General features: G+C 32.4%; 6 protein-coding genes. 2 read left to right on the top strand and 4 right to left on the bottom strand.

The window, feature by feature from the left end:
- Nucleotides 1-437 precede the first annotated feature (437 nt).
- Nucleotides 438-12464 carry a hypothetical protein gene (locus V3249_RS02560; RefSeq protein WP_341517456.1) on the top strand — a complete coding sequence of 4009 codons (12027 nt, stop codon included), beginning with the start codon at nt 438-440 and terminating at the stop codon, nt 12462-12464.
- A gap of 54 nt (nt 12465-12518) precedes the next feature.
- On the top strand, nt 12519-24248 hold the full coding sequence (locus V3249_RS02555) for a hypothetical protein (protein WP_341517455.1): 11730 nt from the start codon (nt 12519-12521) through the stop codon (nt 24246-24248).
- A 200-nt stretch (nt 24249-24448) separates the two neighbouring features.
- Here V3249_RS02555 and V3249_RS02550 read toward each other — a convergent pair whose 3' ends face one another.
- The 4 genes from V3249_RS02550 to V3249_RS02535 all read right to left on the bottom strand — a co-directional run bounded on the left by V3249_RS02550 (nt 24449) and on the right by V3249_RS02535 (nt 26655).
- Nucleotides 24449-24583 (bottom strand): hypothetical protein, encoded by a 135-nt coding sequence (locus tag V3249_RS02550; protein ID WP_286673274.1) that lies wholly within the window; start codon nt 24581-24583, stop codon nt 24449-24451.
- Between the two features lie 212 nt (nt 24584-24795).
- The gene (locus V3249_RS02545; RefSeq protein ID WP_252263094.1) at nt 24796-24936 is read right to left on the bottom strand and encodes a hypothetical protein; all 141 of its coding nucleotides are present in this window, start codon (nt 24934-24936) and stop codon (nt 24796-24798) included.
- Between the two features lie 363 nt (nt 24937-25299).
- The gene (locus tag V3249_RS02540; protein ID WP_252263094.1) at nt 25300-25440 is read right to left on the bottom strand and encodes a hypothetical protein; all 141 of its coding nucleotides are present in this window, start codon (nt 25438-25440) and stop codon (nt 25300-25302) included.
- Nucleotides 25441-26514: 1074 nt separating this feature from the next.
- On the bottom strand, nt 26515-26655 hold the full coding sequence (locus tag V3249_RS02535) for a hypothetical protein (protein ID WP_252263094.1): 141 nt from the start codon (nt 26653-26655) through the stop codon (nt 26515-26517).
- Nucleotides 26656-26819: the final 164 nt, after the last annotated feature.

Raw genomic sequence — 26819 nt, 5'->3', positions numbered from 1 at the left:
CCCCTTAATTCAATATAAAATTCATTAATTATTCTTAGTGAGTTTATTATAACAGAATTTTTTCTTAGACCAAGCATTTTTTTAAAATTTTTTTGCCTAGTAATTTTTGCCTAAAATCTTTGCTTACCAAAAAAATTTTTTTAATTTCTTTTATCTTAAAATATTTTGGTATAATAAGGTCATACTTATCGAGATATTCTATTAAAATGTTTAATTACTAAAAATATTTTAATATTTTCTTTGAATTTTAAAACATTTTTGTATAATTAAGACATACTATTGAAATATCTAGTAAAGTCTAAAATTTATTTTACCTATCTATTTTTTATTTAAAGAAACAAAGTTGAAATAATTTCAAGCTTTGTTTCTTGTCATTAATAGACAAAAAAATGGTAAAATTAAAACAAAATCTGTATTATATAAAAAGAGGAGTAATTATGGCTGAAAATCTAACAAAAAAAGAGAAAAAATTAATGAAAGTAACTAAAAAACGTGCAATCATACTTTCACTACTTGCCTTTGGTGGTCTTAGTATTGGTTCGCTCAGTTTTCTTCCTTTCCTTTTAAAGTCTTGAAATACACTTCAATATAATATTGTTGATTTTAAACATATTAATCGTGATAATATTGGTTATGAACTTGAATTTGCCCTAAGTGATTTAGATTCATATAAACTAAATTATCAAGATTTAAATGTTGACTTTACAGCTGATGAGCAAGGAAAAGACGTAATTGTTTCACACAAAGCCATTTATGATGAATTTAGTCGAACTTGACGGCTATCTTCAAATTATAACGGTCTTAGTTTTGGAAAAAGATACTATCTAAAAGTTTATCTTGATGATAAAAAGCAAAAAAGATTTTCTGCCAAAAAAGTAATTGCCTTTGGTCAAAATGTTACCAATTTTGTCGATACTCCGCCTGCAGTTTCAACAATTAACTTTCAAACCAAAACTCCTTCTAGTGCCTCAGTTTCACTAAAATTTGCCGATGAGGCTGCTAATCTTGAGGGTAAAAAAGTTGCCCTAGAGTATTATTATGTCCTAAAAAATCAATCAGCCAATGTTGATCCACTCAGTAATTCCCAGGAAATTCACACTTCTTATGTTGATTCAGCAACCGTTAAAAACGGAGTGGCTGAGTTTAGCCTCGAAAATCTTCACCCGGGAATGGATTATAAAATTAGTGCAATTCGTTATGTTGACAGTTCTGTTTCAGCTAGTGACATCCCGCTTGTGCCAATGCAAAAAATTGCCCTAGCTCCACAGATTAACTACGAACAAGATGCCCAAAAAGAAAAACTTTTTGAAGCAACAACAGGCAAATATAATTATCGTGCTGAGTCTTTAATTGACCAAAACTTAAGTTTTGACTCAAAAAGACTTACAGTTAATTTTTCAACTCTAAACTCAAGTCCTAATTTGGAAAACAAGCCAATCAAGCTAAACTATACAAATATTCAAACAGGCCAAAAATTCAGTGTAAGTTCATTTTTTGCCGCTAATTTAGCAAGCTTTGACCTAAACAATTTAGCTCCTGGGTCATCTTACCAAATCGAGAGTTTTGAACTCGAGTCTTCAAAGGTTGAATTTGGCCAAACTTTCATTAAAAACTTTCATAGCCCAGCGGCAATTGTTGAGTCAAAAATTGCAACCGGTGCGACATTCGCCAAAGTTGACTTATCTGTTGTCTCAGTTGATAATTTAGAAGGAACTAAGGCTCATCTATATTTAGATGACAGTTCAATTCTGCCAGTTAGTGGTGTTTTTAGAAAAACAGATCAGCCAAATTCTTACCAAATTAGTTTTGAGCCAAAGGGTCTTACAAATAAAACAAAATACGGTCTTAGCAAGGTTGTTTTTGATGGGCTAAATCCAAATTCTGTTTTTAACAAAAACAGAGATGGGTATGACTACTTAAATTTAGCTTGAGACAACAGCCTCGAGACTGGCTCAGCAAGTCGTAATTTTATTACTTCAATTTCAGATTTAAAGACTTTTATTAAATTAGAGCCAAAAATTCTTGCCTCAAAAGTTGAATATACTTTTGGCTTTGGTCTTGATTCATCTTTTTTAAACGACAAAGAGCTTTATTTATACTATCACAAAAAAGACGAGCCTCAAAAAGTCTATAAATCAAAAGCAAGTATTCCTCAGGGCTCTGAGATTAAATTTGAACTTGAAAACTTTGAGAGCTCAACAACTTATAAACTTGAGAAAATTGTCATTTCTGACTATCCAGAGGTTGCTGTTGCAATCAATTTTGATCCGAACAAAAAAACACAGCAAAACTTACCGCTGGACGAGTTTTTTGTCAAATATTATGTTTCAGACATCAGCTTTGAAAACGTTGACCAGACAAGTGCAGTCGCCAAGGTAACAATTGCTGGAGACTTTAAAAATATCCAAGAAGCAAATCTAGACTTAAATGCCAAAATCGTCTTTGGTCAGCCCGGCTTTACTAATCTAACAGAAACAATTAATTTAAATCTTGCAGATTTGGCAAAGCAAGTTCCTGTTAGCCAGGCAGGTTCTGCTGCTCTTAGCCCGACTCGGCACGAGCTACAAGATGACAAACTTGTTATGTATTTTGATCTTAAAGATCTTGATCCTAAAACTGAGTACCAAGTTGCTGATGTTGAAATACTCGGGAAAACTGACTTTTTTAGCTCAGAAGGTATTCTTGACTTAAATGCAAGATTTATAACTACCTTCCAAAAAGTTAAAATAATCGGTGCCAACTTTGAGTCAATTGGCCTAAAAAGTGCTGAGGCTTCAATTTATATTGATCCAAATTTCAACCGTTATTTAAATGGTAAACAATTTAATGCAATTTTTAAATCTGAAGACGGCCAAGAAGTTAAATCTTTACCTTTAGATACAAATTCAAATCTTGGTTATTCAGTTCTTACAAACAACATCCTTTCAGTTAAACTAGACAAACTTAGTCCTGGGAAAAAATATACTTTTTTCAAATTAGATCCAGCGCCAAATCAAGATGAGGCTTTTGATAATTTAGAGTATAAATTTATTGATCTAAACCAAAAAGAAACAGATGACTTACCTCATTTTTATACTCTTAGTGATATTGCTTCAATTTCAGCTGAGCCTACCCAAGACAGTGCAAAATTGACTGTTAGCTTTACCACAAAAGATCCAGACTATAATAAAAGAGCAAATTCTTCACTAAAAAAAGCCGTTATTTTCCTCAAAAATAATGCAACCGGAACGGTTGCCTCAGCTTCAGCTGATCAAATTGAATATAAAGACGGACTTAACAAGGTTGAATTTAATGTTCAAAATCTTGACAAATTAAGCCACTATACAGTTAGTGAGATTTTGCTTGACGGCCAAAAAATTGAATTTGCTGAGCAATTAAAAGAAGAATCAGCCGCACAGCGTAATTTTGCTACCGTAGCAAGTACGGCAAAAATTATCAAAGTAGTCCAAACTGCCCAGAGCCACAATCAAATGGCAGTTGAGTTATCATTTGACCCAGTTAGCGATACTTTTTTGAACGGCGACAGTATCAAAGTTGTTCTTCAAAATTCAAAAGACAATAAAACTGTTGAAGCAAGTGGGACTGTAGACCAAAATTTAGTACTAAAATTAAATTTTGAAAATTCAGTTGAGGCTGGTTCAGAATATTCAATTTTAAGTATTACTAACGAGACAAAAAATAAAGATATTCAAACTTCAGTTGGCTTTTTATTCCAAAAAAGTGTTGATAATTACAGCCCAAATCTTGAAAAAACAAGTATTGCGTCTGAAAAATTCTACTCATCTCCTGAGCTAGAGACTTTTAGTGTTGTTTCAAATGCAAATGAAACTGTTAAAGTAAAGTTAACTTTTGCTGACGCCCAAAAATTACTGTTACAAAAAGTTTCTAACGGCTCAAAACAGCTAACCCTTTTATTAAAAAACACCCAAACTAACGCAATTGTTGCCTCAAGTGCTCAAGCAGAAGAAAAAACTGGTCAAGTCGAAGCAGAATTTACTTTTTCAAATCTTGATCGAGCAGTAAAATATGAACTAGTTTCAGTAAATGACTATTCTCGTCCAGATTATTTAATTTTTAAAGATAAAAGTAATTTTAAAGAAGATAGTTCTAAGACTTTTGTTGTAAATGTTGACAGCATTGAAGTTAAAAATCTTGTCTATTCAGATATCAAACAAAACTCAGTTAAGGCCGAAATTTATTTTGACCCAATTAGAGACTCTTATTTAGCTGGTAAAAGTATTGACGTTGAAATTCAGCAAGATGGTGATCCGGTTGCCCAACTGGTTAATGTTGATGCCACTGCACAAAATTCAACTATTAAAAAAACAGTTGAAATTAAAAGACTTGACGACGGACGGCTAAGAGCTGAAATTGTTTTTGAAGGTCTTGCTGAAGGTAGAGACTTTAAAATTGCCACATTAACTTTAGCCAACAAATCTGATGTAAAAACAAATGCCGAAAACACTCAAAGCGGTCCTAAATTTAAAATAGTTAATGATTTTCTAGCCCAAGGTGATGCTACAACTTCAAGGGCAGCTGAAATTACTGCTGAGTCAAACCAAAAAACTCTAAAATTTGCAACTGACGTTGTTGTTTCAAATATTGAATTCAACCCGGCTGATTCAACTGCTAGAATTGACAAACAACAGTCAGCAAAAATTAAAGTTGAATTTTCTAACTCAAATAATGAAATACTAAAACTAAAAAATGACCAACTTGCAACATTAACACTTATTAACAAACAAACTGGAAAAATAGTACTTGCTTCAGCAAAAATTCAAGCTAAAAATTCAGTTGCTGGCCAAAAAGCTGAGACTTCTGCTTCAGTTGAATTTGAATTTAATAATAATTTAGAAAAACTAACAAAATATGAAGTTAGTTCAATTTCTGTTGTTCGGCCAAATGGTATTTATTCAATTCCTTTTGCGGCAAATATACAAAGCGATCCTAAGACATTTGTAACTCAACTAACCACTGTTAGTGTTAAAAATATTTCTTATGTTGATGTATCAGAAACAAGCGTTGAACTTACAGTCTTTTTTGACTCAGTTAATGATGATATTTTAAATGAACAATTTGAAGCTGAACTTGAATATGTTCTAAAAACTAAAGACACTGAGCTTAAAAAAACAAGCAAAGTTATTGTTTCAAATAATCAGGCAATTTTTACAATTGATGGTCTTGATGAAGCAAGTACTTATGAAGTTAAGGATTTAAAATTATCAAAAAAGGTACAAGTTCGTAATACTCGTTCACTGCGTCGTAGTCGGCGTTCAGCTCCTGAGGCAAGTCCGGTTGCAAACAATATTAATGTAGTATTTGACAAAACTGAAGTTGAAGACAAACACAAAAAACTCTTTTCAACAAAGTCTTTAATTTCTGAAATTAAAATTGACAAGACTTTATTGGAACAAAAACTAACAGCAACACAGCCTACTCTAACCCTTGAGCAGACCAATTTAACCGATACTCAAGCTGGTATTGAGCTTAAAATTAAAGATCCAAAACAATTTTTCAAAGATTATGTTGGTAGCGGATCTAAAACCAATAATGCAGCCCAAGACATTAAATTAGTTGTAAAGTCAAATCGTACCGGGGCAATTTCTCAGGCAGGTGCCCAAATTAGTTTTGACGAAGCGTCAAACGTAGCTACTGTTAAATTTTTATTAGAAGATCTAGAAAAGTATACAGTTTATTCAATTGTTGATATTTTTGTCAACGGCGTTCGCCTTGGATTTTTAAATACTCTTACTGAAAGTCAAAAAGAATTTGCAACAACAGCACGGGACGTTACTCCTAATTATATTGCCCAAACTGAATTTAAACGTCATGGTGCGGTTCTAAGAATGGTTTTTGATATTAATAAAAACTGATTTTTAGTTAACAATAAAGTTAGACTAACATTTAAAAAATTCCAAGCCGCAGGTGCCGACGATCCTGATCTTAGTGTTGAGACAACTGTTGACCAAGATGGTCTTGCTGTCTTTCGAATTAATAAGGATAATTTAGCAAACAAAGTTCCCGTTGGAAGTCGTTTTGAAATATCTAAACTTGAGTTTATTCCAGATGTTGATTCAAACCAAAAAGTAGTTAAATATTTCCCGCTAAACACAATAACTTCAACTGATTCAACCAAAACACACTCAGCAAGTCAGTCTTCAAATCTTGTTCCTTTGGCTCGTTCTCGTCGTAGTCTTAGCGTTTTTGATAGTTCTTCTTCTGGTGCTAGCCAGTTCCAAGATAGTTCTCAAGCTTCAGGTCCTGCGGGTGCTGTAGCTTCCCCGGCTGCTCCGGCTCCTGCAGGTTCCCCTGCTGATTCTCAAGCGGCAACTCTAGCTAATACTAACTTTTTAGATGTAAATATCTCAACAAGTCCGCTTCAAGATCCAACAGTGCCTGCCTCTGTCCCAGCTCCTGCAGTTAAGACTACTTTTGATACAGCTTCATTTATTAGTGCAGTTGAAAAAGTTAATCTTTCAGGAACTAATGCTGAATTAAGAATTACATTAAATTCAACTTTATTATTAGATGCTCAGTCACCAACAATTAAATTACATTATATTGACATTACCGATGGTAAAGAACACAAGGCAAACCTAATTGGTCGTCCTGCAGCAGGTCAAAGTACTTCACAATATACTTTTAGAGCAAATAATTTAAAAACACTAAATTATTACCAAATTGTTTCAGTTAATTATGCAGATAATAACAATGCTGAACAAGTAATTGCCTTTGATGATGAGTCAGTTAAATACGAAGACAAACTATTTCGAACAACCCCGACAAGCTTTAGTGTTAAAAAAATTGAATCAGCTTATAATTCAAGCAAAAAAACAGCTAATGTTAAAATTACCCTCGATGATCAAGTTGCCCAATATTTAGAAAATTATACCGTTAGAGTTTCATACCAACGGATTGATAAGACAAGCTCAAACACAACAGTCGCAAGTGTTAATGGAATAATTAATTCTGACTCAACTGTTAGCGTTGAGCTTAGTGGTAATTATACTGACGCAAATCAAAAAAGACTTATTATACCTGAAGCTTCAACAAGACTAACAGTTGATGCTCAAACTAATACACTTTCAACTAAACCTCGTGATATTGAACGAAGCATTTCTACTGAAGACAAGAGAATTGATCAAAACAAGTTATTTGAAACTTATAATTATAAAATCACAAAAGTTGAACTAGTTCAAAAGCCAAACTCAACCTCTGGTCGGGCAAAACGAAGTGTTGCAACTTCAAGTCCAAACCTTGTTGATTTTAACTCAAATTATAATTCTTTAGCGACTTTTGATAGAGATACTTCACAAGGCAACCAAGCAATTAATGAAACATCAATTATTCAAACAAGTCCAATTGCCTTGTATGATCAGTTAATTTATGTTGAAGAAAAAGATAAGTTTTCAGGAATTGATGCAACAATTTATGCATACTTTATTTCTTCAGAAGATCTATCAGATCAAGATAGTGATAAAAATAATTTTAGAGTACAACTATACAATGAGTCTCTTAAAAAATATGAACAAATAAGAAAAGCTAGTTCAATTAAAAAATTAAATGATTCAGGAAGACAAACAGGCAGCTCACATTTTTATGTTGCTACCTTTGAAACTAACTTAAATAAAGCCTCACTTTATAATATTGAATTTTTTGCTTATAAAGATCAAAAAATTGAACTCTCTGAGTATAAAACCCAAAGAGTTGACAAAACTCAGTTTACAACTCCAGGAAAAAAAGCTTGACTTACTAATTTTTCCCAAGTTGGAGCTTATCAAGATAAGGCAGCTAATGTTATTTTCCAATTTGACGAAAAAGACGAATATCTTTGAAGAAACAAACACAAAGTTGAACTGGAAATTACCGAAAAACTTGACCAAACAGCTGGCGGGGCTAGAGCTGCTACTCCACCAGTAACTAAATTTAGTTTTATTCCTGATGGACCAATTTCACGAGTAACAATTGATAATATTAGTTCACAAGCTACAAGTCAAGCTAGTTTGTCCCCAAATAAAACTTATGAAATTACTAAATTTACAATTAAAGAAGCTACCTCACCACCTCCAGGGGCAGGTAGACTATCAACTTCAAATCGTAATTTAAGAATTAAAACTGTTGATGCCAGAAATCAAGCTAATCCAACAACTTTAGGTACAGGTCAAATGGAAGTTGCCAAATTTGACTCAGTTGAGGTCAAAAAGGCTCCTGATAATCAAAAAATTCCATTTTTTGAAACTAAGGCTCAATTTGCATATCAAGAAGCAACTAATTTCTCTCAAGACGATAATACAGATGCTGACGGAAGATCAGCGACATTAGTATTTAATTTTAATAAACACTTTTTACAAATTCCAAGAAGTTTTGCAACAATTACTATTATTCGTTCAGATGCTAATACAGCAACTACGCCACCAGGCGTTGCCTCTGGAACTCTGGCAGATCAATCAGAAATTAGTTTTATTTCCGAATCTCAATATGACCCAGCAACTGGAAGGGTTACTTTTAAATTAAACAACCTTGATAGATTCCACACTTATGACATTAAAAACTTTCAAATTGGTGGAGTTAAAATTGATCATTTAGCTAGTTCAACAAATTTAAAATTTACACCAACAGTTCAACAAATTTTCCTCGCTGACTTAGAGGTTACTGGCTTAAAAACTGGAACTACTGGAACTCCAGCCTTTGCTCAAGCTTCAGCGGGACTTAATCCTACAAAAGAAGATGGGTCAAAAGTTTTTGGAAATGTAAGTCTTTACTTTGATAATGATAATTCATTTTTAGAAGGTGCAACATTTGAAGTTAAAATTAAAAACAAAAATGATAATACTGATATAGTTACAATTCCTAGTCTACAAGTACAAAAAGATACGACAAAAACAGCAACACCTTATAAAGTTGAAATTGATTTAGATAGAAACACCCAAAATAGAATCCAACCAGGAACCAAAATTGGTTTTGAATTTAAACTCAAAAGTGTTTCAAGCGATACTGATCTTAAAGGTAGAAGACCTGAGGATATTGTAGTTGCCGTTCCTGAAAGACAATATAATTTAGATTATGCCCCTATATTGGAATCAGAAGTTATTATCCCAACTGTTATTGAGTCTTTGGTTGTGTCTGAACTTAAAGACACAAGTGCAAAATTAAAAATTAAATTAAAAGGTGATCCTGCTAACTTTGAGCGTGTTGTTAAAAATCCAATCGTTTTATCTATTCAACCTGATCCAAACAAACAAACAGCAAATAAAATTCCAATTACTTTAATTACCCAATCACAAGTTACAAGATTTCAAGATGAATCAATATTTGAAATTGAATATGAATTAGACAATTTAATCCCAAATGTTGAGTACAAAATTTTAAAACTTCAAGGTCAAGATCTTGAAATTCCTTTTGGTGAGCAAAATTACAGACTTAAATTGGAGCAACCTGGTTCAGCTCAACAAGATGCTAGTACAGGTGAAAAAATATTCAAAACTCCTTTTACCGAGCTTTCACCTGAAAGAATTATTTTAACTCAAGCACCTAGAAATTATGGTGCCACAGGTACTAGTCCTAAGCCTGAATATGCTCCTGAAAATTTAACTCTAAATTTAGATCCAGTTCAAATGTGATCACTAAATAATAAAAGAATTAAAGTTAAATTTAAAGCACTTGACCCTGCAGGTAAGCCATTAACATCAGGCGACAATGCAGCCGAAAAAGAATACGAATTTAATGTTACATACAATAGCAGCAAAAAAGTGCTTGTTGCAAATCTAAGTAATAAAGAAGTAACCGATGCTAATGACCAAAATCTTTATCCTTCAACAACTTATAAAATTAGTCAAATTAAAACAGTTGATGCTGATGTTTCAAGTCAAATTACTTTAAATCTTGATGATACCCAAACTACTACTCCTAACAAAAATAATCTTGAGTTTACAACTCAGTTAGCTCAACCTCCATTAGTAAAGGCCGGAATTACTAATTTCTACAATCATTCAGGAAAAGAAGACACTTTTGAACAAACCATTTACTTTGCCTTTGATGATCCTTATCGAGCAATTGATGAGGCATCAATGAAGGATTGAAAATTAATTCTTGAGGGGAGCGAGGATAAAGATAAAGGGAATAATCCTCAGGATGCTTCAAGTTGAATACAAGTGGCAAAATATGAACCAAATTTTACAGATTCCTTTATTGAATTATATAATCCACGTGAACTAGCTGGGCCACCAACTGAATATGAAGAAGGTCCTGAGTTACAGCGACTTTTAATTCAGCAAGCTGAAGTTGACAAACAAATTCAAACAATAGAAAACAAAATAAAAAACTTTGACCAACAAGATCAAATTCGGATTAATTTGATCAAAGAACTTGCAACTAGTGGTAATAAGGGAAATTATGAAGCCGAGCTTCAAAGACAAGGTGCTGAAATAAAACAAGCTATTGCCCAACGTTTAGAAAGATTAAGACATCACAGAGCACAACTCAATAGAATTCAAGTTTTAACAAAATATAGATCAGACGTATTTAAATCCAGTCCACACTTAACAAACCCAAACTCTTATCGTTATTTTGCCTTTACTCTTAAAGGTGATGCATCTTGGCTAATATATTACAAGATGCGTGTTGCTATTCAGTATAAATATTTCAAAGACAATGAAACCCGTGAAGCATCAGAATTTTCTAAACTTATAACTAATATTAATACCAATCAAACAGCAAACAATAATACAAACACTCAAGCTTATACTGGTTCTGATGGCACTTTTTCTGCTCAAAATAGTAGTGTGTCAAGAATTCAAACAATCGAACTTGATGATTTTGCCAAATATACAAACAGAATTTTGCTAAAAAAATCTGAAATTAAGCCACTAAACCAAATTGGTGCTTATATTGAAATGGAATTTGAAGATCCAAAAAAACTTTTAGCACCATTAAAGGATCAATTTAGCAGAGCTCAAATTAGAGGCGTAGATGATTTAGGTAGTTGAGTTAATTTATCAAGTAATATTTTTTTCAATCTTCAAACAACCTTAATTCGTGATTCAACAACGCCAACTCGACAACAATTATATAAAGTTGATGGATCGAATGATAATGGAATAAGCAACGTAATCAAATATAATAGTTTTAGGCGGGATGGAGGTACTATTTATAATCTTGATTTTGATCTAAAAGGTTATGACTATGATCTTTCCAATCCATTCGCTAGTCTCTTAACTAATCCAAATAAAGAATATATTGAGCTAACTCAACAGATCCCTAAAACTTTAGAACCAAGGCAACAACCAAAAGTCAACACGACTCATGAGAAATTTTATGCCATTAGACTAGCAAAAGTTGATGTTTCAGATACAAAAACAACAATTGGTTTAATAATCACTTATCATTGGACAAATCCTCAAGCCTTTGCTAAAAAAATTATTAGTATTTATCCAAAATTATTAAACCCAAATTCAACATGAAAATCAGAAAATCAACACAATGATTACGAACCATTAGTACCTGTTTTTTCGCCCAATGTAAATCTTACATTTATGACTTCGCCAATAATTCAAAAAGAAGATCCATATTGAGGTAACTTTTGGGCAAATCCAAGTGGAAATGTTTGGCATGGATCAGAAGTTAGACAATATGATAAAAGTAGGGGTCAAACAGGTCAAATTATTGATGCCTTTGGAAGATCAATTTTTCAAAAAATGTATAATGATTTTCATGACAGAGCTGGTAACAACAGAGTAGACCATTCTAGAACCTTTTTTATCGGCCCAACTGGACCTGTTAAAGGTCTTGTTACTGGGACTAATCAGAACCCAAGTGTAGCCGATCCCAATATAGCTGGTCAAATTTATGGAACTAATTATACGAGTAAAGATATGGCTACTTGGCTTAACGAGCTTTGAGCAAAACAAACTCGTCATCCTTTTGGTATAAAATCCGCTGAATATGATTCAGCAGCAAAATGACTAAAAATTCAATTTAACAATCCGGAAAATAAAATTAAATGAGGTGTAAAGCTCCAGGAAATCTTGCCAACTGTTTCTTATGCAGCTTTTGTTGATCAGGCAGGTAAAATCTATTTGTTTGGAAATAAAAATGGGGTTCCTATCAAATTACAAGATGATATTAACGTTAATGACCAAACTCTTTGAATAAATTTAGCTCCACCTAATTGATCCGAACAAGAACTTCCAAAACCCGGGACAAATTTAAATTTCATGGGTCTACTAGTTTTCCCTTATTTACCGCCAAACTTTACCCAAAATCCCGCTTTAAGGAATGATGTTGGTGCTAATCATTATGTTGAAAATCAACAATATAAAGTCTTTAGACCTAATGGTGGAACTGGACCAGGCCACAAGTACCTCTTTCCAGTAAAAGGCTATGATGGACTCCAAGTCGATGCTGAAAATCCTTATTTTGTCCCATGGGTATCACATGATAAAGCCTGACTTAGACTTACTTATTAATCATTATTTTTAAATAAGTAAAAAGTTTATTTCAACCAATTAAAGGAGATAATTATGAAAAAAGCAAATCAAGAATACCAAAACAATAAAACAATTAACAATCATCTTAGTAAAAAATTACTTGCAAGCAGCGGTTTTTTAACTGGTGCTATTGTTTCGCTCTCGCCTTATCTTGCCAAAGTAATTACTCCAAAAACAATCTATGTCCAAAATTTTGTTGCTGACAATGTAAGTCCTAATTCAGGTGATTTTAGTTTTAAACTCCAAGGTAAAACAAAACAAGATACTGACTGAGCAAAAAAAGCTGATCTTGAACTTGTTTATATTAGTCAAAAATCACGTTATAGTGTTAAAACTAAAGTCGAGTATGACCCAAAAACTGACACTTTCCATACTTATGCCGATAATTTGCTTGGTGGTTCAATTTATGAATTACAACTTGTAGCCCCAAATAATCCGCGTTATTATTTTAGTTTTTCAAAAACTTCGCAGTTTTTTTCAACAAAAAATCAAGTTGAAAAATTTAGTCATTATGATATTGAAAATGATACAATTTTAGATCTTGATTTATTTGACTCACAAAATTTACTTGATTTAGCTAATTTAATTTTGTACTACAAAGAAATTGGTTCAAATAAAATTCTTGAGGCAAAAGGTCAACTTGTTGCCAAAAATGACCAAAAACAAGCTAGTTTTGTGCTCAGAAATTTAGATCGCAATCAAAAATACGAAATTGTTGGCACAAAATATTACTTTGACGATCCTGATCAGCTTTTTGATTTGGCAATTTCGCCTTTGGCTAATCGTTATTTTGCCCCAAGCCCAATTGCTGGTAAAATTTTAAATCTTAGCCAAAAAGCCTATGGTCTAAATTCAGCTTTGCTTGAGATTTCGCTAGCTTTTGAAAACAAAAATATTAAAATTAATCCAAATGAAAAAATTAATTTAGAATATTATTACAAAGACGAACTAGACAATTTCCAATTTGGCGTTGCAAATGATGTTAGCTTAGTAGTCCAAAACAATAAAGTTTTTGCTAATTTAGATTTAAAACAAATTCCTGGTGGAACCAAATTCTGAATTTCACGAATTTGGAATAACTCTGGCTCACTAGCAATTTCAACAAATAATAATCTTTCATTTATTTCTGCACCTGAAATTGCCCGAATTAGAACTTTTGTTGATGCAAATAATACCTCAAGTTTTGATATTAAATTCAATGACCAGTCATTAATGTTAAATGGTAAAGAAGTAAAAATTAATTTCTTCGCTGATGACCAGCCAACTAAAATGCTGTCAAGTTCAGCCCAAGTAGTTGGAAACAAACTATTTTCCTTAGCAAAAAATTTACCAAAAGAAAAACACTTTACAATTTCATCACTTGAAATTGTTGAAAATGCCACAAATTTTGATGAAAATGGTCAGCCCCAGACTAGTCAAATTTTCTTTGCTCAAAATTTTGACCAAAAACAGAAAAAATTCTTTACTAATGCAACAAGTGCAATGGTTGAATCAGTGGTTGTTGACCGAATTAGCGAAGATCAAAGTCGCATTAGCATGATTCTTGATTCAGTTGATGATTTTATTAAAGATAAAATTGCAACCCTATACTTTAAAGTGGCTGGATCAAGTAATTTAATTAAATCTCAGGCACAAGCTTTTAGTATTAATGGTAATAAATTGGTTCTTAGTTGGGATTTAATTAATCTTGAGCCCGGAACTAATTATTTAATTGACTCAGTCGGAATTGCTGACTCAACTAATGAATTTGTCAATAAATTATTTTTAAATTTTGGGCCTAATATTAGTACAAATAAACTAACCTGAACTACCCGTCCGGCTGTTAGTTCAATTACTTATACAACAAAATCTGACACTGCAGTTGAACTTAATATTGCCTTTAAAAATATCCTAGAGTCACTAAAAGAAGCAAAAATAACTTATAAAGAACTAATACCTGGTGGGACTTCCAAGACTATTGATGCAATTATTGAAAATAATTCAATAATTGCCAATTTAGAGATAAATTCACTATCAAAAGGACAAAATTATTTAATTGACAAAATTGAAATTGATGACTATCGATCATCAAAAGGTGATTCAGATATTCTAGCAGTTTCAAAAACAATAACTCCGGCTCAGAAAATATTTGGTGTTCATGCTCCTTTGGTGTTAACTAAAATTGAAAATGTCGAAGAAAAACAAACAAGTGCCAAACTAAAAGTAACTTTTAGCCCTGAGACAGTTAAGGCAATTGGAAATGACAAGGTAAAAATTTACTATTCTCTTGCAGGCTCATCAAAACTTTTGTCAGCTTTTGCAGAGCAGACTCCAAATACTAACCCAAATACCGGTAATTCTTTAACTTTTGAGCTAAAAGATCTTGAAATTGGTTCAAAATACAATATTAATTCTATTGTTCTTACAAAAGAAGTTGAACTAAATCAAGATACAAACAGAGTACTTACTGAAAGAAATATTTTATTTGGTGATGCTGATCACAAATTTGACTCAAGCCAGTCTTCATTTTTCACTCAGAGTGCAATTATTGAAGTAGGTTATGATAATTCTTACGAGCAACGTGTAATTGCTACTTTCATTTTAGCTGATGCAAAAGGTGTCTATAATGGTAAGACAGCAACACTAAAATACCGTCTAAAAGCAAAAAATGGCGACGTTACACAAGCTACAAATGCTAACTTTAAAGAAGGAAAAATTAGTGCTAAAGTAAATAGTGCACGTATTTTATTTGATATTACCGACCTATACAAACAAGGTCTTTATGAAATAGATAAAAACTCGCTTGAAATTGAAGGTGCAACAAATTCTCAGGCTACTGCTCCTGTTCAGACAGGCGCGAGAGTCCGTCGTTCCCTTGCTCAATTTGCCGATACTAATACTAGCCCGGCTCTAATTCCTTTTAAAGATAAGTTGCTTGATTCACCAGAAAAATCAGAATTCCAAACTATTCCAAAAACTGCTAATGTTACAAAAATTCAGCTAACAGACCGAACTAAAAACACAGCTACATTTGAAATTGAATTTGGAAAAGATTTTGTCCCAAATCACCAAAATGCTCAGGCAACTACCACCGAAAAGCTTGATGATTTTCTTAACAAAAACAAACTCAAAGTTCGCTTTAAAAAATATGGTGGCCAAGAACAAGAGCAAATTGTTGAGGCAAAAACTGAAGTTGGTAGTCAAAAAACATCTTTTGAACTAACAGGTCTTGAAAACGGTCAACAATATGTAATTCTTGGCTTTGAACAAGTCCAAGATGATGCTAGTCAACAAACTACACCAAAAGTTGATATTTATTTAGATGACCTTGATTTTTACAAAGACCAAATAATTGCTACTGCAGCTGTAATTAAAAAAATTGAATTTGATACTGAAGTTGAAACCCAAGCACGTCTTCGACTTGAACTCAAAGATGATGGAAGATATACTGCCGGTAAAAAATTAATTGTTGAGTTAGAAAAAATTGATACAGCTGGTGGGGTTCAAGCTCAAGGTCAAGCTCAAGGTCAAACCCAAAACAATTTAATCCTAAGTGGAACAAGTCTTAATGGAATTTATGATTTTACCTTTTTAAATTTAGAAAAGGCAACAAAATACAAAATTAAATCAGTTAAGTTTGAAAAAGAAACCGCTCCTGCTACTAATCCTAGTGTTGCAACTTTCTCTTCAAGACGTTCTAAGCGTAGTTTAGATCCAGTTTTAATTAATGTTGATTCCCAAAGCGGAGTTCAAGAAGAAGAAATTGATCTACTTGAAACCGATACAACTCTTGAGGACAAAAAATCATTTGTTACAACAGCTAAAACTGCAAAAATTGTCAAAATTGAAACTGAGTCAATCAAGACAACTTCTTTAAATGTTAAACTTACTCTTGATAATGTTGATGACTATTTAGGACGACAAAAACTTCAATTAACCTACAGAAATTTATCACAAAACACAAGTACTTTTCAAGACGTTGAAGCAACTGTCGATCAATCAGCCAAAACAATTACTTTCCAATTAAGCAATTTATCTCCTGGAGATAAATACGAAATTGAAAATATTAAGCTAAAAGAAGACTCAACCCAAGTACGAAATGAACTTGATCTAAAAAAACAAGAATTTAAATTTGAATTTGATAACTCACCAAATACTCAGGCTGGTTTTGAAAAGCAATTTTTCTCACCAAGACCAAGTTTAGCCCAAATTAAGCCAATTTCAACTTCTGAGACTTCTGTTCAAATTAATGTTAAATTAAATGACAATGGTGCTAATTGAAATAATAAATTTTTACAAATTAAAATTAAATCAAGAGGCAACCAAGTTCCTCAACCTTCAATTCCAACTGTTTATAGTGCTGAAATAATTAACGGAAATGCAGTTTTTGACATTAGCGGTCTAGAAAAAGCTGGCCAATATGAAATTGAAGAGCTAAAAGTTCTTGATAGCTTGCCGGCTCAGCCTCAAACTAATCAAATCCAAGGTGGAGAAGTCGTTGATGGTTTTGATAGTACTGCTGCTACTACCCAACCAGGCACCCAACCAGGTACCCAACCAGATCAACAAGTAACTAAAGAATTTGTACTTGATGCCGAATCAGCAACAATTACTGATATTAGTTATAAATCTGATAATACAAGTGCTGATATTAGAGTTAGTTTTGCCCAAAATGAGCAATTTTTATACCAAAGTAGTGCTAATACAAAAAGAAAACTTCAATTTACTTTCCAAGATGCCCAAAGCGGCCAACAAGTAACTACTCAAAAAGAATTTGAAAACAATAATCAAGGTCAAGGCACAAAGCCGACAATTGACCTTAGTCTTGATTCAGTTAGTCCTGGAAATTTATATGTTCTTACAAAAGTGGAAGATATTACTCCTGAAGTTGAAGGTGGACCAAAAAGACTAAAAACTTTCAAATTTAGTGATCCTCAGCCAGCCCAAGGAGCCCAAAATCAAGCTGCTACCACAACTCCTGAAGTTTTATCAAAACTTTATTTTGCGACTAAACCAGAAGTAATTGCTTATTCAATTGATAAAATTTCTGAGACAAAATATCTTGCTAACTTTACAATTAGAGACCCACTTGCTGGAAGAGCAATCACAAATGGGGGATTTGAAGGCCGTGATGTTGAAATAAAACTACAAAAAATGTTTGAGCCAGACGGAACAGACCTTCAAAATCAGACAGTTTATAATGTTACCCAAAAAGCAAAAATTAAAAACTCTAAATTTACTTTCGAACTTGACAATTTAGAAAAAAATGCTATTTATAAAGTCCTAAGTCTAACTTGAGCTGATACAAAACAAACACAGCAACAAATTCCTGGTTCTACCGCAACTCGATTCGATGTTGACCCAACTACAAAAACTACTCCAACCACACAACAGCAATTTTCAGATTTTGCAATTAAAGTTAGCGATCCAGGTACAAATTCACAAATTGAAGGAAATGTTGCTGGAAATGGTCAAATTCAATTTGGTGAAAACTTTATTATCAAGCCTGAATCAGCTAAAATAAGTCAAATTCAAATTGATGACAAAAAAGTTGATAGTGCAACAATTGCTTTAACTTTTGATAAAACTGATGAGTACTTAAAACACGTTGACTATAAAGACAAATTAGAGCTAGTTTATTACCAAACAGGTTCAACTGTTGAAAAAACTGCCCCATTGACTCTTGATGCTGCCGACCAAAATAATGTTAAATTTAAAGCCGAGCTAACTAAACTTGAAAAAGGTACCGGATTTCGTGTTTTAGGAATCAAACAAGCAGGTGCAGCTCAGTCCTCAAGACGTCGCCGAAGCACAACTTCAGCTAAACCATTAAATTTTGTTTTTGATACAAAAGTAACTGAGGAAACCAAAAAATTTGCTACCTTACCAATTGTTAATTCAATTTTACAGTTCCGTAATGATGCAAACCCTGATAATTATGATTTTATTTTAAACCTTAAAGATACAGGTGATGTATTTAAACAAACTCAAGCCGGCCAATCAATAAAAGCAAAAATTCAGTTTAAAAAAGTTGTTGATGGTAATGAGGCAAAAGACACAATCCAAGAAGTATTAGCAACACTACAAAGTACTTCTGGAGCAGGAACAGGCCAAGGTCAAAAGTCAGCAGACGAGTCAATTCAAGACAGTACAACATTTAAATTTACGCTTAGTGGACTTGATCCCTTTGCTCAATATTACATAACAAAAATTGCTTATGACACAAACAATCAATTAGACAGCGTTTTAACTACTAAAACCGAAACTAATGGTGATCAAAATTCAGGACTCTTCAATTTCTCACCTCAAGCTGAAGAAAAACGGGCATTTTTAACTTATCCTGCCAAAGTTGATGTAAAGTCAATTGAAATTCAACCTGATTTTAGTCAAAATAATGCAAAACTAACAATTAAATTTGATCCAAAATTCAAAGCCTTTCTTGAAACACACCAAAAAATTAAAGTCAACTATAAAAGTCCAAAAAGTATAGGTCAAAGTGTTGAAATTGACAAAGACAGTTTTAATTCAACACTAAATACGAGTGGTCAAGAGCCAACTGTTGAAGTAACCATTAATAATATTAATGAACCAGGAAAATATGTTGTTGAATCACTTGATTTTATTAAACATGAAGATTTAAAAGCTTCTCCTTTGTTGTCAGGTCTTGAAGTTCCACCAATTGCAATTAAAGAATCGGTTACTATTGCAAAACGTAGTTTTTATACAAATACAAAAATAATTGCAATCCGTAAAAAAGCAATTTCAGAAACAAGTGCAACAATTGAGCTAGTAATTGAAGATCCAAATGGTTCATTTATTGGGAAAGCTGTAAAAGGAACTTTTACATATAATACTAATAGGACAATGGAAGAACCTGGCACAATTATTGCTGATCAAATTGAAAAAACTTCAAAAGTTGTCTTCCAGTTAAAAAATCTTGACAAAAATACTGACTATAGTATTACTTCATTAGTTTTTGATCAAGCCCAAAATCAAACTCAGGCAAACCTTGGTGGTGCTCAGACTCAATTCCAAAATCAGCAAACAATTGAATTTGACGACCAAAAAATCCAGGAAAATGCACAGCAAGACTCAGGCCAACAAGCAACTCCCGGCCAAGAAAAACAATTTAAAACAACTTTTGAATCTGCTACCGCTCTAGGAATTACTTATCAATTAGACAAGGCTCGGCGTGGCCAAACTGCTAAGCCTTGACAAAAAGCAAAAGTTAGAGTATTTTTCGCAAGTCAAGACAAACCACTTCAAGAAAAATCAACAAGACTAAAATTAGTTTATAAATCTTCAAAACAAGGAATTTCTAATACAACAACAGCTTCTGTTCAGGCTAATTTATTGACAACTCAAGCCCAATCTACTCAAGGTTGACTAAACAATCAACCTACCCAAGCTCATTATTATTATGAATTTGATCTTGATAATTTAGATGCAGGAGCGCAATATACAATAATTGGTCTTGAAGATGCAGCCCAACAAATTAAAATTATTGTTCCTGATCCTAATGCCCCAGTTGCTGTTAATTTTTCTTCTCAATCAAGTGTCCAGTCTTCATTTAGTTTTAATACCGCCCCACTGATTACAAAAATGACTTATGTTCCAAGTGAAACAAGTATTAAACTAAATTTAGCTGTTGAAAACTCACAAAAATTAGACTTTAGTAATCATAGGGCTATTATTAAATTCAAGAAACTTCGTAGAAAAAATACTCAATATGGTTGGTGAGATCCAACAACGAAAAGTGCTAGAGACCCATCTTCAAACCAAAATATTGATTCAGTCACAGTTAGAATGCCTCAAAGACAACAAAGTCCAGCAATTCAAGCCCAACAAGACAGTGAAGAAAATTTTGGAATTACCTTTTTAGAATTTGAACTAGGACGGCTTGAAAAAGGTAATTGGTACTTAATTGAAGAAATTAGTCTTGCAGCTAGAGGGCAAAACCCGACACCATTGAGTCTTTATATTGACAAAGAAAAATTGCAACCTCTTGACAAAAGAGTAGAAACATCTGAGTCAGAAAAATGACAAACCATTGTTAATACAACAGTTGAAACAACAACAATTAGAAGTGTAACAAGTTCAACAACACCACGTTCAAATATAATAGTAAACCGTCAACCAAAAAACACTCCGGAACTTACAAGTGGTTATTTCCAAATTGAGCTTGATAATGGAGATTGAACCTTTTTAAAAGATAAATATAATATTCAACTTGAACTTGAATCAGTTGAAGGAAGAGTTTTTTATACCGAATCAAAACAAATAGAAGAATCAAGTGTAACTACATCTGGTCCTAAACCTGGTAATAAAAGACAAATTGTTCTTGAGGCCAGAGGTCTTATTCCTGGGGATAAATATACAATTAGAAATTATATATTTAATCTAAAACAAGGTGTTCAGAATCAATATGCTGTTCGTTTACCACAAAAATTAAAAGTAACTCCGCCAGCTAATGCAAGAATTGACTTAAAAACTAAAAACGCAATTAAAGCAATTAAATATGAGGCTGTCTCAGAAGGTCAAACAAATATTGATGTTGAATTCTACAACAACAATGGTGAACTAAATAATCAAAATTTAGAGCTAAAAGCCAAAATTGACGAAGAATTTGGAAATAAATATATCCCTAGTTCTTGAAGACAAAATGACAAAACAGTAACTAAATCAGCCCGTTTAACTCCAACAGGCGGAACAACTCCTTCAACATTACAATTTCAAATTAATTCTGGCCTTAAAAAAGCAAAACAATATATTATTGAATCAATTAAAAAAGGTGGACAGCCTATCGCTTTCGACACCCCAATTAATAACGAAGGTGCATTACAACGTAAGTTTTACTCAACAGCTGAAAATACTAGATTAATTAAAACTGAAATTAAAGAGGTAACAACCGATTCAGCAACAATTACGCTAGAATTTGACCAAAATGATGCTTTCTTAAAAGACGATCTTGTTACCTTGTATCTTGAAAAAGGTGATAAATCCCAATCAATTGGTGCAACAACTACTATTACTACTGGAAGCGGTGGTAATCCACAAGATAAACTACAAGCTACCTTTAAATTCTTAAATATCCTTGAGCCAGGAAGAAAATACAAAATTAATGCCTTGACATCAAAAACTGTCGATCTTAAAGTTGATGAGTCTCAAAAAGCTGTTAATCCTAATTTAACTCAAGGTTGAAAATTTGATACTGCTGGTGGTTCAAGTTCAAGCTCCTCAAGCTCTGGCTCAACCGGGGCAGGACAAGGAACTAACCAAGTCATCCTTGATTTTATTACTCAACCTTTAATAACAAATATTGTTAAAACACAAATTAATGATAATGATGCTACAATCGAACTTGAAGGTTGAACTAAAGATATCCAAGATGCTGGCTTTAGTCCTAAATTTACTGTTACTGAGAAGAATCTTACTTCACCGCAACCTCCACAGCCCGCCGGAACTGGTACAACTAATAGCAGTACCAAAGAGGGACGTAAAGAAACTTCTAACCCTCCTGTCGATAATAAAATTACCTTTAAAGTTTCTTCTTTAGATCAATTTACCGAGTATAATAATATAACTCTAACATTACAAAAAAGTGGAGGAGGCACTGGAGGAGCAGGAGGCGTTGGAGGTTCTACCTCAACCCAAAACCAACTTGCCCAAGATTTAACTGTTGCATTTGCTCCCGAAATTGCCTTAGGGGCAAAAAAAGATTTACGAGAGTTTCGAACAACAGCTAAAATATTAAATTTAGCAACTTCAAACGCACTAACCCTTAAGCCAATTTCAACCACAACTGTAAATCTTAGTGTAAAACTAAAAGATGAAAAACAAGCTAATTCAATTGCTGATGTTCCTTTTATAGTATCATACATAAAAGTCTTTCCTCCTATTGGTAATGATTTATCAATTGAATCAAATTCAAATCCAGTTTTAATTGATACAAAAACTCAAACTTTAACTTTTAATATTTCAAATCTTGAACCAGGAGCAATTTATGGAGTAACCGAAATTATTCCTTATGATCTAGCAATTAAAGAAAGTCATAAAATTGAAAAGTTTGAACATGATAAACAACTTTTAGAATTTCTTAAAGATGTTGATGGCCTACCAGTTAAAAGTGCTTCTAAAAGCGGATCAAAATTCAACGACATCTATTTTGCTCCTCTCAACGTTCCTGTTAGTCTTGAGGCAGCCTGATCTCACCCACTAAGATATGACTATTATGAAGGTGAGCAAGTCTATGTTAGATTTAACGAGCAGGCGGTGACTGTAATAACTGAGGATTGACTAAAGAAAAATCTTGAAGTTACATTAATCCCTCATAGAACTCATCAAAACAACCAAGTAACAAACCAAAATCCTGTTAAAAAGGAATTAAGTAGTGTAGGTCAATATACTCCAAAGAGTAAAGGTGAATTTTCTAATGATGTTACCTTATCCGACTTAAAATGAGATCCTCAAAGTGTAACGGCAACATTTAAGTTGCAACCAAAAACTTTAAAGTCAATTGTTGGTGCGCAAATTAAAGTCACAATGAAGGATATAAATAACTATCAAGTTGATCCTAGTCAGGCTGATAGTACTAATGGTAGTCCTGGTACTACCTCTGGTGTCGCCAGTCAATCTACCCCCGCTAAATCCCAATCCATAACATTTAGACTCCAATCTAGTGCGGCAATTGTTACCCCAACTAATGTCGACTATATGAACCCAGGGCTAATGGGCTTTAGTTATGCAATTTATGATCCACTTGATTTGATTCAAAAAACTGGAAAAGATTATAATCCTTTTGGGGATTTTGCCCACTTGACTCCTTATGATGAACAGGATTGGCTGAAAGTTGTTATTAATAAACAATTTGGTCATTCAGTTAGCCAGAAGCGAATTGGTATCCCTGATAGTCAAATTTTTAATAACCCAAGGTGGGATACTGGTCAGCCAGTTCAGGATATTGAAGTTCCCGAAGAGCCAGTTGCAATTAGAACCAAAACCGATGCTGGCTTTGGGATAAAATATGTGACACTTTACTGAAGAATTAATACAAATTTAGGTACTTTCCAACTGCCGCCAAAGTTTGCAAATGCAAAGCCGCTCTGATACCCAGCCGGTAAAGTTGTCAATTTGCCAATTTCACTCCAATTCAAAAACCCAGATATAACTAGCCCAGCTTCGACTTATTCTTTTGTTTTGAATTCACCTTATGCTACCCCTGGGCATATAATGCCGTATGCAACTACCTCTAACCCTCATGATGCTTTGTCGATAGTAACCGAAGGATCAAACTACTGAGGAAGATGAAATAGAACTTGAGGCGATAAGAATGACGATACTCACGTACTTCCTCGAATCAATAAATTCCCAAAAAATATTTCGAAAGTATTTTGGTCCGCACCTTCGGTTGAATGAACAACAAATGATGGTCACCTTAATGATATTTTTTATTTAAATAGAGCAATACCTAGACTAAGCGGTAATCCAGGCCTTTCAATAAACACTGGACTTCCGAATGGTGGTACTCAATATAGAGGTGGGACCTGAACAATTTTATATGTAAAAAATAAAGAAGGATCCAAAAACAAACCTGATTTATCGAAAGTGAATCTTACCTTTAATTCAGGTCAACAAAATTTTAACGCCCCACAATTTGTAAACCAACAAGGCAAATCTTCTTGAATAATCTCCATTACTAGTAGTGGTGGAAATCCTCTATTATACGACCCGCTTAATTACTATGCAATGTTAGGTCCATTCAGACCGCCTGAACTACCTGAATAATTTCAATAATATAAACACAAAGAAAAAAGAACAGCAGACATGCTGTTCTTTTAGTAATTTTAAAAATTATTTTCGTTTTTATAAACTTCTAATAATCCTGAGTTTCCCAGTTTGATAAGGTAATTTCAAAAAAGCATCCGGTTTTAGGCAATTTTTTAAGTTTTTTGGTAAAAGTTAATTACAATTTTATTAGTAATTTATTAAGATATCAAAATATTGATTGTTTCCAAATAACTTGTTTCAAATTTCATGTTTGAAATTTCCTTAAAATATTTAGGTTTTTTGCCAAACAATTTGTTTACTTCAATAAAACCATCTTTATTTTGTTTTTTCATAATTTATAATTATACCATAAAATTACTTAAAATGCAATTAAATGACATTAATATAAATTAAGGTTTTACGTTCAAAAAACACTGATTTACGGGTGTTTTTTCATATTTATATTCACTAAAAAGTGAATTTTTGCCTTAAAACTGGGAAACTCGGGAGTATCCGGTTTTAGGGACTTTTTTAAGTTTTTTGGTAAAAGTTGGTTACAATTTTATTAGTGATTTATTAAGATATCAAAGTAAAAATCATATCTATTTCAAATGTTTGGATCGCTAGGGACACCATCGTGTTTTTTAAATATAATTTGCTGATCTAAAGTGTTAAATTCAACCCTTTGTCTTAATTTTTGCAACATCGATACTAAACCAACTTAGTTAATTTTTGTTTTTTCATAATTTATAATTATACCATAAAATTACTTAAAATGCTACCAAATGCTACTTATAAAATTAAGGTTTTACATTAAAAAAACACCGATTTACGGGTGTTTCTTCATATTTATATTCACTAAAAAGTGAATTTTTGTCTTAAAACTGGGAAACTCGGGTATAAATACAAAAACAAAAAAAGAACAGCGGACACGCTGTTCTTTTACTAATTTTAAAAATTAAAAATATTTACTCCTCCCGAGTTTCCCAGTTTCATAAGGTAATTTTAAAAAAGTATCCGGTTTTAGGGACTTTTTTAAGTTTTTTGGTAAAAGTTGGTTACAATTTTATTAGTGATTTATTAAGATATCAAAGTAAAAATCATATCTATTTCAAATGTTTGGATCGCTAGGGACACCATCGTGTTTTTTAAATATAATTTGCTGATCTAAAGTGTTAAATTCAACCCTTTGTCTTAATTTTTGCAACATCGATACTAAACCAACTTAGTTAATTTTTGTTTTTTCATAATTTATAATTATACCATAAAATTACTTAAAATGCTACCAAATGCTACTTATAAAATTAAGGTTTTACATTAAAAAAACACCGATTTACGGGTGTTTCTTCATATTTATATTCACTAAAAAGTGAATTTTTGTCTTAAAACTGGGAAACTCGGGAAAAATATTTACTCCTGAGTTTCCCAGTAAATTAGCGGAAAAAATTCAGACAATTAGTTTTTTATCTATGATATTGATTGCACCACTTTTGTTAATTTTTAAAAAAAATCTGAATAAATAATTCGCCATATATAAAACTTGGCTTTTGCATGACAAAAAACTTTGGAGTCTTGAATTATTATACCAATCAATAAATGAGATTATTCTTGATGAGCAATTGTTATATTTTCGAAATTTTTATTCTTAATATAATCAATTTTCGTTGCAAAATGGGCATAAAGAAATTCAATAGAATTGGCGCCTGACATTGTCTTTGCTTAAAATACTAAAAATTCTTCCACTATTTTCAAATTTTTCTTTATCTTTTTCTTGTTTTCCTTTTTTTGATTTCCTCAAGAAAGATTGTACAATAATTCTGACTTTTTAAGACATATTCTATTATTTCTTGATAAATTACACGATCATTTTTAAAAGGTGTTAATTGTTATTTTTTTGATTTGCTCTGAGATATATTTTTCTTAGATTTATCAAGCTTTTTTGGCGATTTGTTATTAAATTATTGTCATATATATGCAAAATTAATTCATTATGTGTAATTTTACTTTTCAATTTTCTTGTAAATTTCTCTAAATTCTTCTGCAAAATGTAAAATTACCATTTTTAACCGATAGATTGGCAATTTTGGTATATCTAAATTTCTCTTCAACTGTAAGTCTGTATTGCTCCATTTTGACACACCTTTTTTGAATGTGCCTGAAATTAATATATTAACTTAGATTTGTTATCTATCCCGAGTTTCCCAGTTTCATAAGGTAATTTTAAAAAAGTATCCGGTTTTAGGGACTTTTTTAAGTTTTTTGGTAAAAGTTGGTTACAATTTTATTAGTGATTTATTAAGATATCAAAGTAAAAATCATATCTATTTCAAATGTTTGGATCGCTAGGGACACCATCGTGTTTTTTAAATATAATTTGCTGATCTAAAGTGTTAAATTCAACCCTTTGTCTTAATTTTTGCAACATCGATACTAAACCAACTTAGTTAATTTTTGTTTTTTCATAATTTATAATTATACCATAAAATTACTTAAAATGCTACCAAATGCTACTTATAAAATTAAGGTTTTACATTAAAAAAACACCGATTTACGGGTGTTTCTTCATATTTATATTCACTAAAAAGTGAA

It is taken from the genome of Mesomycoplasma ovipneumoniae (assembly GCF_038095995.1).
GTDB classification, from domain to species: Bacteria; Bacillota_I; Bacilli_A; order Mycoplasmatales; family Metamycoplasmataceae; genus Mesomycoplasma; species Mesomycoplasma ovipneumoniae_F.
This window is presented reverse-complemented; position numbering and strand designations above follow the sequence as displayed.